A 13939-nucleotide genomic window follows, 5' to 3' on the forward strand; every position below is an offset into this window, starting at 1 on the left:
AAAGTTCAAGTTAACTTAATTCAAACACAGTTTGCCAGATTGCAGTTACATTTTTAATGTCATCACTAAATTGTGCACGCTCTGCGCGGCGCCCTTGCTGATCTAAACTCAACACATGATAGCGCGAACGGTAATTAATATACGCCTGAATTAATTGCTGCTTTTGCGCCTTGGTAATGCAGCCAAGCTTTGCAGCATCAGTTAAAATTCTGACGTTATCGGAATACACACATAGCTCTTCAAATTGTTGCGCATAATTTAGCACTAAGTACTGAGTAATAAATTCAATATCTGTCATTGCGCCAACATCTTGCTTTAAATCAAATTGCTGCTCATTTCCTGTTGCTAAATGTTCACGCATTTTTTCACGCATTTTTATTACATCGTCTTTGAGCACTTTTTTATCGCGCGGCTGACACAGTATATTTTTACGAATTTGCGCAAAACGCTCAACAAATTCAGCTTGCCCTAAAATCAGCCTAGCTCGCACTAGCGCTTGATGCTCCCACGTCCATGCCTGTGTTTGTTGGTAATGATTAAAGCTCTCTAGGTTAATTGCCAGTAACCCCGATGCGCCTTCAGGGCGTAGTCGTGTATCAAGCTCATATAAAATCCCCGAAGCGGTTCGGGTATTAAATAAATGCATTAAACGTTGCGCCAATTTTAAATAAAATTGCCTTGAATCTATTGGCTTTACACCATTAGTTTGGCTGCTGCCATCGTGGTTATGTACAAAGACTAAATCTAAATCAGAGTCATAACCCACTTCAAAGCCACCGGTTTTACCATAGGCAATAACCGCAAAACCTTTGCTTTCGTCGTTAGTACTAGGTGGCATACCAAAGCGTTTTACACAATTGTGCCATGCAATATTAACGGCCTGATCGACAATAGCCTCCGCCAGTGCCGTTAAATGATCGCTCACCTTCATTACATCCATAACATCGGTGGCATCGGCAGCGGCAATTCGTAACTGATGCGTTTGTTTAAACTGCCGTAACGCCTCCATTTGCATTTCTAAGTCGTCGGGCTCAATACGTAAAAAATATTGCCTAATTTCGTCTTTATAGGCGCTTAAAGGTGTTGGCTTATAAAGTACTGCGGGGTCTATTAGCTCATCAAGCAAAATAGGGTAAAGCGAAATATGCTCACCTATCCATTTACTATAACAACACAATAATACTAACTGCTTTAAGGCACCTGGGTTTTCGTATAACAGCTCTAAATAGGCGGTACGCGAAATTATTTTATTGAGTATTTGGCAAATAACATTAAATGTTTCGGCAGTGGCATTAAAGTCGTTCATTTGTTTGAGTAAAACCGGCATTAATTTATCAAGAATATTACGCCCTCGATTACCCACTTTTGCTTTAGATATACGTTGTTTAAAGTCGTGTAGTGGTGTTTGCCAATCTTCCCTGGGATCATTTAAAAAACTCACATCACCATGATCCCAAGTACTAATAAATGCGCCTTCGCAAGTATCTAGCGGCTCGGTTTCCTCCCCTATTACATGATTAAACTCATTATGAATTTGCCCCATTACATGCTCTAAATAGCTTAACGTAGCGCTAAAGTCGGGCTGATTGAGTAAATAGTTTAAACGTTGCTGATTTAGCTCCTCATCCGGGAGGGTTTGCGTTTGTTGGTCATCAAATATTTGTAGGTACTGCTCTACTTTACGCAGGTATAAGTAGTTTTTTTGCAGATCTTTTGCTTCAAGCTCATCAATTACTTGGCTTAAGCTAAGCTCTTTAAGGGCGTGTAATAATGATTGAGTTTGCAAATTAGCCTCTCGCCCACCACGTACCATTTGTAGTGCTTGTACAATAAATTCAACTTCTCGTATTCCGCCTGCGCCTAGTTTTATATTGTTGGTTAGGCGCTTACGACGTACTTCTTGAGCAATCATCAACTTCATTTTTCGCAGCGACTCAATCACCGAAAAGTCAATATAGCGTCTATATACAAACGGCTTTAATAGCTGGTTAAACTCGCAAAAATAAATGTTAGGCGTGCCAATTAAGCGCCCTTTTAACATGGCATAACGTTCCCAATCACGGCCTTGCTCTTGGTAATAATCTTCAATTGCATTAAAGCTCATAACTAACGGGCCACTTTCACCAAAAGGTCGCAGTCGCATATCTACTCTAAATACTTGGCCGTCAACGGTCACTTGATTAAGTGCGGTTATTAACTTTTGCGCCACTTTGGTATAAAACACTTGGGCTTCGAGCGAGCGACGCCCGCCTTGGGTTTTAATATTGCGAGGATAGGCAAAAATAAGATCTATATCTGATGAGTAATTTAGCTCTTGTCCGCCAAGCTTACCCATTCCTAACACCATTAAAGGCAATGGCTGACCTTGTTCATTTAAAGGCTCACCATTGGTTTTTGCCACCTGTGTATAAGCCCACTGATTTGCACTTTCTATTAGGTTATCTGCTAATTGGCTTACATACTTGATACTATCGGCAATTGGGTTGTCGCAACATAAATCTAAAAAAGCCACTTTAAGCCAGTACTTTTCTCGGTATTGCCGCAGTAATTTATGGCAATCGCGCTCATCAATATTATTTAGGTCTAAGTCAATAAAAGGAGCTGCAATCACCCTATTTTTAATTTCGGTGTTACATAATAACCAGTTTTTTAGCTCAGGTTGCGATGTTAAACAGCGCCATGCAAAGTCACTCAAGGCTAATAACCGTACCAGCGCTAATTCTTGCTTTTGTTGTGGATAAAGCTGTTCGAAGCGTGTTTCGCCAAGTTTTTGTAATTGAATGGGAAGTTGCTTTACGTTACTCATCAATACTCTCTTTTATATCATCAATAACCGTACTAGAATGATTAAAAACCTATTAAGGTAAATACTACTTAGGAAAACCATGTCATATTTGTCATTATCTAACACTAGTTTACTTGCGATTGCTATTAGTTTTATTGTTATTTGCGTGATCATAATGAGCTTAAGAATAACCACTCAACTAAAAGCAAAACAAGCGCTTAAAGATGAGTTAGCGCAGCATGATAACTTTGCAATGGGGATTAGTTTTGCCTCAGAAATATCGGTGGTGATTGCCTCAGTAGCATTTTTATTTGATGAAATAAGCATAAGCACAGCGCAATCGAACCCATTAAAAGTGATCTTTTTAATCGTTTTATTATTTTTATTTATTAAAGTAGGTCACTTAATTCATCGCAAATGGATTTTGCATCGCTTTAATGAAGAAGCCGCTATTTTAAAACAAAATGTCTGCGCCGCACTGGTCGACTCAGGTATGTTAATTGCAAACTGTATTATTACTTTAGGGCTTTACACTTGGACTCACACTCAAGGTTTTAGCAGTTTACTCATTGCCTTTGTAAGTTTTTTTGTACTACAAGGTATGTTTGCTTTTGATAGTAAAATACGTGAATACCACTTTGCCAAAGCTAACCAAGGCGCATCACTACAAAGTAACTTTGGCCTTGAAAATACCTCTATTGGTATTCGTTACGCGGGTAAATCAATTGGTTTATCGCTGGCCGCGTATGCTGGTTTGTCCAGCGCAGCGTTTCAAAATGGTAAGATGGTCGAAAATTTATTTACACTCGTGATGCATTGCGGTGTAATGTGGGTGCTACTTTACAGTTTAACTTATGTAATAAAAAAGATTTCGTTACCAAATATCGATACTTCGCTGGAAATTGATCATCAAGATAATATTGGTATTGCTTGTATCGAATTTGCGGTTTTTTGTGCTGTAGGTTATTTGCTTATTAGTATGTTTTCAATTTAACACCAAGCTGATTAAATATAATATTTAATCAGCTTGTGAACACTTTGCTTAAGTGTAATGGGGCCTTATGCTATTTGATGTAACCAATTATCTGTTAGTTGATATAGATAATGAGTTTAGCAGAGCATTTGCTGAGTACTCTTTTAATCATGCTCAGAGCCAATCACCCAGCGGGTTAATAGCAGCTGGTAGCCACACCCGGCAGTTAGTAAAAATGATGTTTGATGAACTTATAAAAGATTACTGCTATTGCGACTTTGAAAATGAAATTAGTGTATCAGAGCTCGCTACCTACTTGCATGATCATCATAAAATTAAAGGCGTATTATTTAACCGTGTTGATTACTTACTTGGCGATGATAAACAGCGCTTTATTTATAACTCACTACACAAAAGTCGCTTTTTAGTTAGCCAAGACGAAAATGGCTTTTCGTTTAGCCCAGTAACAGACCCAGGGCATTCAAATCACTTATCGTGCCATACCGATATAGCACAAGCGTCACTAAACCAAATAGAGACTGATGAGCAATTTAATAAAAATAAATAATTGCACCTAGCTCACAGCTTACTTACCATAGCGGCATATAACTTTTATGCACTAACCAATAAGTGACACCACATGCGAGTTCCTCATATTTATCAGGCATCGAGTATTGCCTTAAACACTCCCGTTACATTAGATGACGACGCTGCAGGGCATATTGGCCGAGTATTGCGAATGAAAGTAGGCGAGCACGTGTCTATTTTTAATGGTGAAGGCGGTGAATACCTTAGTGAAATTATTGAGGTGACTAAAAAAAATGTCGTGGTTATGCCACAACAGCTAAATACTCATGATGTAGAGTCGCCCTTAAAAATTCACTTAGGCCAATGCGTATCGCGTGGCGATAAAATGGATTTTACCATTCAAAAATCGGTGGAACTGGGCATTACCGAAATCACCCCTATTTTTAGTCAGCGTTGCGGCGTTAAATTAATGGGCGATCGACTTGATAAAAAACACCAACAATGGCAAAAAATAGCCATAGCCGCCGCAGAGCAATCTGGGCGTAATTTTGTACCTGTTGTTCATCCGCCGGTAGATCTAAAGCAATGGCTTGCACAGCAAAGTGCAGCAATTAAGCTCACTTTGCATCCACGTGCCGAGCACAGTATCAAAACAATTACCGTCCCAAAAGATGGCGTACGCTTTTTAGTTGGCCCTGAAGGCGGCTTTACTGATGAGGAAATGGCGCAAACAAAGCAACAAAACTTTGTAGATATTCGCTTAGGCCCGCGCGTATTACGCACCGAAACAGCAGCATTAACTGTTTTAAGTGCATTACAGCTGCAGTTTGGCGACTTAGCTAATTGAAATAACTAAAAGTACCCACATATATATATTAATATTCATATTAAGGCACAGCGCATGGCAATTAAGTTAGGCATTATTTCAGATCCTATTAGCGGATTTAATATTAAAAAAGACACTGGTTTTGCAATGATGATGCAAGCGCAAGCACGTGGCTATGAAATTTACTATATGGAAATGGATGATCTTTCACTACGCCAAGGTCAGGCATATGCTACAGCTGCAAAAGCACAGGTTTTTGACGATCCAAACAATTGGTACCAGCTTGAGCAAAAAACCACTATTGCACTTGGCGATTTAGACGTTATTTTAATGCGTAAAGATCCCCCTTTTGATACCGAATACATATACGCAACTTATATTTTAGAGCGTGCCGAACAAGCAGGTACACTCATAGTTAACAAGCCACAAAGCCTGCGCGACGCAAACGAAAAGCTGTTTACAGCTTGGTTTAGCGAATACACGCCCGACACTTTAGTAACGCGCAGCCAAAAGCAAATTCGTGAGTTTTTAGCCCAGCATAAAGACATTATTTTAAAACCGCTTGATGGCATGGGTGGCGCGTCGATTTTTAGAGTTAAAGCAGACGATGCTAACATTGGTGTAATTTGTGAAACATTAACCGAGCACGGCAGTCGCTTTGCCATGGTACAAAATTATGTTCCAGAGATCACTCAAGGCGATAAGCGCGTATTGGTTGTTGATGGCGAAGTAATTCCATATTGCTTGGCGCGTATTCCACAAAACGGAGAAACACGCGGTAACTTAGCCGTAGGTGGACGCGGCGAAGCACGTCCTTTAAGTGAATCCGATTTAAAAATTGCACAAGCTGTGGCACCAACACTTAAAGAAAAAGGCCTAATTTTTGTCGGCTTAGATATTATTGGCGACAAATTAACCGAAATTAACGTAACCGCACCAACCTGTGTTAAAGAAATTGAAGCGGCGTACGATATTTCAATTACGGGTATTTTATTTGACGCAATTGAAAAACGACTCGCTAAATAAGTTAGCGTTATTAAAAGCGCTTTCATATTGTAAGGTTTAAGGTATTCATTATTTTTAAATCGTATGAAAGTGCTTATTTTGTTTTAAAAACATGGGTATGTGCCATACTAAAAATTCATTAACTAAAAAGGGTGAAATCTATGCAGTCATTAGAAAATCATTTTTTAATCGCAATGCCGTCGATGCAAGACCCTTTTTTTAAACGTGCTGTTACCTATATTTGTGAGCACAATGAAGACGGGGCTATGGGCTTGGTAATCAACCAACCTATTAATATTACCGTAGGTGAGTTACTCGATAAAATAGAAATTGATAACGACAAAACTCAGCAAGCAGCGCAAGTTAGCGTATATGCTGGCGGGCCGGTTAAAACCGACCGTGGTTTTGTACTGCACTCTCCAAAGCATGGTTACTCTGCGAGCCAAACGCTCAGCAGTGATATCATGATCACCACCTCTAAAGATGTACTCGCTTCGTTAACCACAGCACAAGCACCTGAACAATTTATTATTACTTTGGGCTACTCTGGCTGGGAGCAAGGTCAATTAGAACAAGAGCTATTGGATAATAGCTGGCTGATAATTAAAGCTGATCCGAAAATTATTTTTGACACCCCCGTTGAAAAACGCTGGGAAAAAGCAGTTTCTATGCTGGGCTTTGATATAAGTCAACTCAGCCCTGAAGCTGGTCATGCTTAACAAGATAAACTTATGACAAAAAAAAACTTCAAGCCGCAAGGCCAGCGTACTGTAATGGGCTTTGACTTTGGCACCAAAAGTATTGGTATTGCTATAGGTCAAGAGCTCACTGGCAGCGCATCGAGCCTTAAAGCTGTAAAAGCACAAGATGGCATTCCTAATTGGGATGACATAGCAGTACAAGTAAACGAATGGCAACCCGATTTAATGGTGGTAGGTTTACCGCTAAATATGGATGGCACCGCCCAAGAGGTAACTTTTAAAGCTAAAAAGTTTGCTAATCGATTACACAATCACTATGCCATACCGGTAGAAACACAAGATGAGCGCTTAACCACCGCCGATGCTAAAGCGCGCTTGTTTGAGCAAGGCGGTTATAAAAACTTAGGCAAAGGCAAAGTAGATAACATGTCTGCGGTGATTATTTTAGAGAGCTTTTTTGAAACAAGTTACGGTGAGTGAAAATATTAGGTGTTAGGCTTTGAATATCAGAGCTTTTAAGCTGATACCCAAAGCCTTCTCTTTAACTTAACTAATATTGCCTTTATCATCAAGGCCATCAATAGTGACCCCTTGTAAAAAGCCCGCCCCTTGCTGCTCATTGTTGCGCAGCTTTATCATTAAGCGCAAATCGTTCGCCGAATCGGCATGGTGCAATGCATCTGCATAATTGATTCGTTGCTGTTTATACAACTCAAATAAGGCCTGATCAAAGGTCTGCATGCCCATTTCTTTCGATTTAGCCATGGTTTCTTTAATACCGCCTATATCACCATTTTTAATTAGCTCTGCAACCATAGGTGAATTAAGCAATATTTCAATAGCAGCAACTCGACCTTGCCCGTCAGATGTGGGGATCAGCTGCTGGGCAATAATAGCGCGTAAATTTAATGCTAGATCGTACTTAAGCTTATCGTGCTTTTCTTTTGGCACTAAATGCATGATCCGATCTATCGCTTGGTTAGCGTTATTTGCATGCAAGGTAGCCACACATAAGTGCCCTGTTTCTGCAAAGCTTAATGCATACTCCATGGTTTCTTGTGAGCGTATTTCGCCTATTAATATTACGTCGGGTGCTTGGCGTAACGAGCTTTTAAGCGCTGACTCAAAACTTTCGGTATCTAGCCCTACTTCGCGTTGAGTAATAATACTTTTACGGTGTTCGTGTACAAACTCAATCGGGTCTTCAATGGTTAATATATGTCCGCGCTGATTACGGTTTCTATAGCCAATAAGTGCAGCAAGTGAGGTTGACTTACCCGTACCGGTTCCCCCCACAAATAGCACTAAACCACGTTTCGACATAATCACATCGGTAAGTGTAGACGGCAGCCCAAGTTCGCCAATTTCAGGTATTTTAGTAACAATACGACGAATAACCATGCCCGCTTTATCGCGCTGCCAAAATGCCGAAACACGAAAACGTCCTTCGTCAGTGGCAATCGCAAAGTTGCATTCTTTCGTTGTATGAAACTCGGCTTTTTGTTTTTCACTCATTGCCGATTCAACCAACTCAAGTGATTGCTCATCGCTGAGCGGCTCATCATCAAGCGGGGTTAATTCACCATTAATTTTAGCGCTGATAGGCAGTTGGCTTGAAACAAATAAATCAGAGCCTTTTTTATCTATCATTATTTGTAAAAAGTTATTTAAAGATAAAGCCATTAGTATTCCTTAACCACCGAACTGAGTTTTGTCTTGCGCTTTAGCTTGCGCTGCAATATTGGTAACAATGCCATGATTAACTAAGTTTGTTAAACATTGATCCATTGTTTGCATTCCATGCGAAGCGCCAGTTTGAATAGACGAGTACATTTGCGCCACTTTATCTTCACGAATTAAGTTACGAATAGCAGGTACTGCAAGCATAATTTCGTGAGCAGCTACTCGCCCACCGCCAATTTTTTTAAGCAGGGTTTGCGAAATTACCGCACGTAATGATTCCGAGAGCATAGAGCGGATCATGGCTTTTTCTTCACCTGGGAATACATCTATAATACGGTCAATGGTTTTAGGTGCAGAGGTGGTGTGCAAAGTGCCAAATACTAAGTGACCAGTTTCGGCTGCTGTCATTGCCAGGCGAATGGTTTCCAGATCACGTAATTCACCAACTAATATTACATCTGGATCTTCACGAAGTGCACTGCGTAGCGCATTTTTAAAGCTATGTGTGTCGCGATGTACTTCTCGCTGATTAATCAGACTTAATTTGTTATCGTGGACAAACTCTATTGGATCTTCAATAGTGAGAATATGGTGATGTTTTGTTTGATTTATATAATCAACCATAGCCGCTAATGTTGTCGACTTACCTGACCCTGTAGGGCCAGTTACTAATACTAAGCCGCGAGGGTTATCGGCAATGGTTTTAAAAATATCGGGAGCACCTAAATCATCTAGTGTGAGCACTTCACTGGGGATCGTACGAAATACAGCGGCTGGGCCACGATGAGTATTAAAGGCATTAACACGAAAACGTGCTAAATTAGGCACTTCAAATGAAAAATCCACTTCGAGATTTTGTTCGTAGTCCTTGCGCTGGTTATCGTTCATAATATCGTAAACTAGGTTGTTTACATCTTTGTCTCCTAGTGCTGGTATATTAATACGCCGCACATCGCCGTCTACGCGTATCATAGGTGAAACCCCTGATGATAAATGTAAATCGGATGCTTTGTGTTGCACACTAAACGCCAATAATTCGGTAATATCCATTTATGACTCCACAACTAACTGATAAATATATGGTTACAATAGCAGAACGACTCACATCCGCCTACGCTAGAATTGCAGTAGCGGCAAAAAACGCCCAACGAAATAGTAACGAAATAACCTTACTTGCAGTATCAAAAACCAAACCAAGTGCCGATATTATTGCTGCCTACAAGCATGGCCAACGCCAATTTGGTGAGTCTTATGTTCAAGAGGCTGTAGATAAAATAGCGCAACTACACGCATATAGCGATATCATTTGGCATTTCATTGGCCCTATTCAATCAAATAAAAGCGCATTAGTGGCCGCCAATTTTGCTTGGGTACAAAGTGTTGATCGGATTAAAATAGCGAAACGCTTAAACAGCCAACGACCAGCCGATAAAGCCGCGCTTAATGTACTTATTCAAGTAAATATTAGTAATGAAGAGGCTAAGTCGGGTTGCCAGCTTAATGAAGTAGCCGAACTGGCCAGTTTTATTAACCAATGTGAACAATTAACTTTACGCGGACTAATGGCTATTCCGGCTAAAAGCGATGATATTACAACGCAAACTCAATATTTTAAGCAATTACAAACTTGCTTTGATAAACTACAGACCCAATATCCTCAAGTAGATACTTTGTCGATGGGGATGAGCAATGATGTTGAAGCTGCAATTAGTGCAGGCTCAACCATGGTGAGGATCGGCACAGACATTTTTGGCACACGAACTTAAAAGGTGATAACAGATATATGTCAGATAAAACAATCGCATTTATAGGCACAGGTAATATGAGCTACGCCATTATTGGTGGCATGGTAAAAAATGGGTTTAATGCAAACAATATTATTGCCACAAACCGTAACCAAGAAAAGCTGGCCAAAGTAGCAGCCGATTTCAAGGTAAAAACCACCAGTGACAATAACGAAGCCCTGCGCGATGCTGACGTAATTGTACTTTCTGTTAAACCACAAATGATGGGCGATTTATGTAAATCGTTTCAGGAGTCAGGTGTCGACTTTAGCGATAAACTGTTTATTTCGGTAGCAGCTGGTTTAACCGTAAAGCGTTTGCGCGAAATGCTTGGCCAAGACGTTAAAATGATACGTTGCATGCCTAATACACCTTCGCTGCTTGGGCGTGGTGTATCAGGTTTATATGGCGCCGGCGAAACGCCAAGCGAGCACGAATTTGTACAACAAGTTTTTGAATGCACTGGCATTGTAGTGTGGGTTGAACAAGAATCGCAAATTAACGATATTATTGCGGTTACAGGCTCATCGCCTGCTTATTTTTTCTTATTTATGGAAGCCATAGAAGAGAAGGCCAAAGCACTGGGCTTTAACGATGCAGATGCACGTCGCTTAGTACAACAAACAGCACTTGGCGCTGCCGAAATGGCACTCAGCCAACCCGATATAACCATTTCGCAGTTACGCTCAAACGTAACATCTAAAGGTGGTACTACGCATGCAGCCGTTGAGCATTTAAAAGATAAAGGCTTAACCCAAACCGTTGCCGATGCTATGGATGCGTGTATTACGCGTGCACAGCAAATGGAACAAGAACTTTAAGAAGGTTAAATTATGAATGCCATGCAATTTTTAATCAGTACCCTGTTTGACTTATTTTTAATGGTGGTATTACTGCGTTTTTGGCTACAGTGGGCAAAAGCCGACTTTTACAACCCAATGAGCCAATTTGTGGTTAAAGCCACCTCGTTCGCGGTAAAGCCACTGCGTAAAATTATTCCTGGGTTTGGAGGCCTTGATTTAGCCTCGCTATTGCTGGCATTTTTTGTTGCCGCAGCCAAAATAAGCGTGCTTATGTGGCTTATTTATAAGTCATGGGCTATACAACCTGTACTTATTCAAGCATTAATCACCGTACTAAAAGAAGGTTTAAATTTAGTTTTTTGGGTACTTATTATTCGCGCTATTTTAAGCTGGGTTAGCCAAGGCTATAACCCAATAGAAGCGGTATTCCACCAGCTAACTGAACCTATGTTAAAACCTATTCGTAAAATTCTACCGCCGCTAGGTGGCTTAGATTTATCGGTTTTAGTGCTTATTATTGGTATACAGTTTTTACAAATGCTGCTTATGGATTTATTAGTTTAAGCACTTATTTTAGCTAAAGAGGTCACTAGACCTCTTTTTTATGTTTTAGGAGTTAATGATGCAACGGTTAATTAAATTGTTTTTTATTACCTGTTTAGCTTTTACCTTTAATGCTCACAGTGAGCAAGTTTCCGGCGCACAGTACAAAGAGCTAGGTCAGTGGCAAGTACATTACATTGCTTTTCCTTCAACCTTTGTGCAACCTAAAATAGCCCAAGCTTATGGTCTTGAGCGTAGCGGCTACAAAGGGATTGTTAATATATCTATATTAGCTAACGATGCCGATAACACAGCGCAAAAGGCCGTATTAAAAGGCACAGCTAAAAATTTACTTGGCAATAAACAAACGCTTAACTTTAAAGAAGTAATTGAAGGCGATGCAATTTATTACCTTGCTCAAGTTAACTACACTAACGAAGAAGTTTTACGTTTTGAGATTGAAATACAGCAAGACTCACAATTTCAAAAATTACAGTTTCAGCAAAAATTTTACGTAGATTAAATAACTTATGATAAAAACTTTAGTACTTGCCACAGGCAACCCTGGCAAAGTAAATGAACTTGCAAACATGCTCAGCCCGCTCAATATTAATGTTGTGCCGCAAAGCGACTTTAACGTAGGTGAAGTGGCCGAAACCGGTACCACTTTTGTAGAAAATGCCATTATTAAAGCCCGCCATGCAGCCAAAATTACCGGTATGCCTGCTATTGCTGATGACTCTGGATTAGAAGTTGATGGTTTAAATGGTGCGCCAGGTGTGTACTCTGCGCGCTTTGCCGGAGCAGGTGCAACTGATCAAGATAACATAGATAAGCTACTACTTGAGCTGGATAATAACCCAATTAGAACAGCACGCTTTTGGTGTGTACTGGTATTAATGCGTCACGCTAATGACCCAACTCCGCTTATTTGTAGTGCCAGTTGGGAAGGTGAAATAACCCTAACCCAAAATGGCGAAGGCGGCTTTGGCTACGACCCGGTATTTTTTGTACCTACGCTTAATTGCACCAGTGCCGAGCTGACAAAAGAGCAAAAAAATGCCATTAGCCATCGCGGTCAAGCATTACAAAATTTACTACAGCAACTTAAGCTAAAAGGCGGCCTGTGAACCTACCACCACTAAGCTTATATGTGCACGTTCCTTGGTGCGTGCAAAAATGCCCATATTGCGACTTTAATAGCCACGGACAAAAAGGTGAAATTCCTGAAGCTGAATATGTGCAGCATTTAATTGATGATTTAAAAGCCGACCTGCATTTAGTCCAAGGGCGTAAAATTCATAGTATTTTTATTGGTGGTGGCACACCTAGCTTATTAACTGGCGTAGCTTACACACGCCTACTTAGTGAAGTTAAAAGCCTTATTGGGCTTGAAGATAACTGCGAAATAACTCTTGAAGCAAACCCTGGCACTGTTGAAACTGGCCGCTTTAAAGATTATGTAAAAGCAGGTATTAACCGCATTTCTATTGGTGTGCAAAGCATGCAAAACGACAAGCTTAAAGCGCTTGGCCGTATTCATGGCAGCGACGAGGCAAACTACGCCGCAGAGCAAGCCAAAGAAGCGGGGTTAAATAGCTTTAATCTTGATTTAATGCATGGCTTACCTGGGCAAACACTCGATGATGCACTGGGTGATTTAAAGCAAATTATTGCCCTTAACCCGCCGCATATTTCTTGGTATCAGCTAACTATTGAGCCCAATACACAATTTGCTTCTAAGCCGCCTACCCTGCCACAAGACGAAACGCTGTGGGACATTCAAGAGCAAGGCCAAGAGTTACTCGCGCAAGCAGGTTACCTGCAATACGAAATATCAGGCTATGCAAAGCCTGGCTATCAATGCCAACACAACTTAAATTATTGGCGTTTTGGCGATTATATCGGTATTGGTTGTGGCGCGCATGGTAAGGTAACTGATGCAAATACAGGCATAATAACCCGCACCGAAAAAGTTAAGCACCCGCGTGGTTACATGGATCTGATCAAACCTTACTTGTTTAAAAGCTGGCAGGTTGAACAAGACGATTTAGCATTTGAGTTTTTTATGAACCGCTTTCGTCTAGTAGAGCCGTGCCCTATTAACAACTTTAATGCGCTTACACAGCAACCATTACAAAGCCAACAACACGCGCTACAACAGGCAATTAAATTGGGCTTATTAATACAAACTAATAGCCATTGGCAAGTAACACTAAAAGGTCAGCGCTTTTTAAATGATCTGCTAGAGTTATTCGTTTAACGCTAGGTTCTACAAAATTATAATAATAAATTTCTAACATCAAGA

At 40.5% G+C, this 13939-nt stretch carries 15 protein-coding genes; 12 read left to right on the forward strand and 3 right to left on the reverse strand.

Annotated elements, in window-relative coordinates; translation table 11 throughout:
- Nucleotides 1-10: 10 nt before the first annotated feature.
- On the reverse strand, nucleotides 11-2806 hold the full coding sequence (glnE, locus tag H5058_RS00685) for a bifunctional [glutamate--ammonia ligase]-adenylyl-L-tyrosine phosphorylase/[glutamate--ammonia-ligase] adenylyltransferase (protein ID WP_182676525.1): 2796 nt from the start codon (nucleotides 2804-2806) through the stop codon (nucleotides 11-13).
- A 79-nt stretch (nucleotides 2807-2885) separates the two neighbouring features.
- Between glnE and H5058_RS00690 the strand changes: the two genes are divergently transcribed.
- From H5058_RS00690 to ruvX, 6 genes are all read left to right on the forward strand, one after another.
- The gene (locus H5058_RS00690) at nucleotides 2886-3779 is read left to right on the forward strand and encodes a hypothetical protein (RefSeq protein ID WP_011329244.1); all 894 of its coding nucleotides are present in this window, start codon (nucleotides 2886-2888) and stop codon (nucleotides 3777-3779) included.
- Nucleotides 3780-3846: 67 nt separating this feature from the next.
- Entirely contained in the window at nucleotides 3847-4326 is a 480-nt protein-coding gene (locus H5058_RS00695) for a hypothetical protein (RefSeq protein ID WP_179806954.1), read from the forward strand.
- A gap of 72 nt (nucleotides 4327-4398) precedes the next feature.
- Nucleotides 4399-5133, forward strand: a complete 735-nt coding sequence (rsmE, locus tag H5058_RS00700; protein ID WP_011329246.1) for a 16S rRNA (uracil(1498)-N(3))-methyltransferase — start codon at nucleotides 4399-4401, stop codon at nucleotides 5131-5133.
- Nucleotides 5134-5187: 54 nt separating this feature from the next.
- A complete protein-coding gene (gene gshB / locus H5058_RS00705) occupies nucleotides 5188-6138 on the forward strand; it encodes a glutathione synthase (RefSeq protein ID WP_011329247.1) in 951 nt (316 codons plus the stop codon).
- 140 nt (nucleotides 6139-6278) lie between these two features.
- A complete protein-coding gene (locus H5058_RS00710) occupies nucleotides 6279-6836 on the forward strand; it encodes a YqgE/AlgH family protein (RefSeq protein WP_058374183.1) in 558 nt (185 codons plus the stop codon).
- A 12-nt stretch (nucleotides 6837-6848) separates the two neighbouring features.
- Complete coding sequence (ruvX, locus tag H5058_RS00715; protein ID WP_011329249.1) at nucleotides 6849-7298, forward strand: Holliday junction resolvase RuvX; 450 nt, start codon at nucleotides 6849-6851, stop codon at nucleotides 7296-7298.
- Between the two features lie 66 nt (nucleotides 7299-7364).
- On the opposite strand, the gene H5058_RS00720 is transcribed toward ruvX, so the two are convergent.
- Nucleotides 7365-8501 (reverse strand): PilT/PilU family type 4a pilus ATPase, encoded by a 1137-nt coding sequence (locus tag H5058_RS00720; RefSeq protein WP_011329250.1) that lies wholly within the window; start codon nucleotides 8499-8501, stop codon nucleotides 7365-7367.
- Nucleotides 8502-8510: 9 nt separating this feature from the next.
- Nucleotides 8511-9551, reverse strand: coding sequence for a type IV pilus twitching motility protein PilT (locus H5058_RS00725; RefSeq protein WP_041454575.1), 1041 nt, complete (start codon nucleotides 9549-9551; stop codon nucleotides 8511-8513).
- 2 nt (nucleotides 9552-9553) lie between these two features.
- Here H5058_RS00725 and H5058_RS00730 point away from each other — a divergent pair, with 2 nt between their 5' ends.
- From H5058_RS00730 to hemW, 6 genes are read left to right on the forward strand one after another with little or no spacing between them, the layout of a single operon-like run.
- Nucleotides 9554-10267 (forward strand): YggS family pyridoxal phosphate-dependent enzyme, encoded by a 714-nt coding sequence (locus H5058_RS00730; protein ID WP_011329252.1) that lies wholly within the window; start codon nucleotides 9554-9556, stop codon nucleotides 10265-10267.
- 17 nt (nucleotides 10268-10284) lie between these two features.
- Complete coding sequence (gene proC / locus H5058_RS00735) at nucleotides 10285-11106, forward strand: pyrroline-5-carboxylate reductase (RefSeq protein ID WP_011329253.1); 822 nt, start codon at nucleotides 10285-10287, stop codon at nucleotides 11104-11106.
- Nucleotides 11107-11118: 12 nt separating this feature from the next.
- Nucleotides 11119-11652 carry a YggT family protein gene (locus tag H5058_RS00740; protein WP_058374186.1) on the forward strand — a complete coding sequence of 178 codons (534 nt, stop codon included), beginning with the start codon at nucleotides 11119-11121 and terminating at the stop codon, nucleotides 11650-11652.
- A gap of 58 nt (nucleotides 11653-11710) precedes the next feature.
- Nucleotides 11711-12154, forward strand: a complete 444-nt coding sequence (locus H5058_RS00745; RefSeq protein ID WP_182676591.1) for a DUF4426 domain-containing protein — start codon at nucleotides 11711-11713, stop codon at nucleotides 12152-12154.
- Between the two features lie 7 nt (nucleotides 12155-12161).
- Entirely contained in the window at nucleotides 12162-12761 is a 600-nt protein-coding gene (locus H5058_RS00750) for an XTP/dITP diphosphatase (RefSeq protein ID WP_086993672.1), read from the forward strand.
- Entirely contained in the window at nucleotides 12758-13894 is a 1137-nt protein-coding gene (gene hemW / locus H5058_RS00755; protein ID WP_182676527.1) for a radical SAM family heme chaperone HemW, read from the forward strand. The genes H5058_RS00750 and hemW overlap by 4 nt, the downstream gene beginning before the upstream one ends.
- Nucleotides 13895-13939: the final 45 nt, after the last annotated feature.

It is taken from the genome of Pseudoalteromonas sp. SR45-4, from assembly GCF_014163535.1.
Lineage (GTDB): Bacteria > Pseudomonadota > Gammaproteobacteria > Enterobacterales > Alteromonadaceae > Pseudoalteromonas > Pseudoalteromonas nigrifaciens.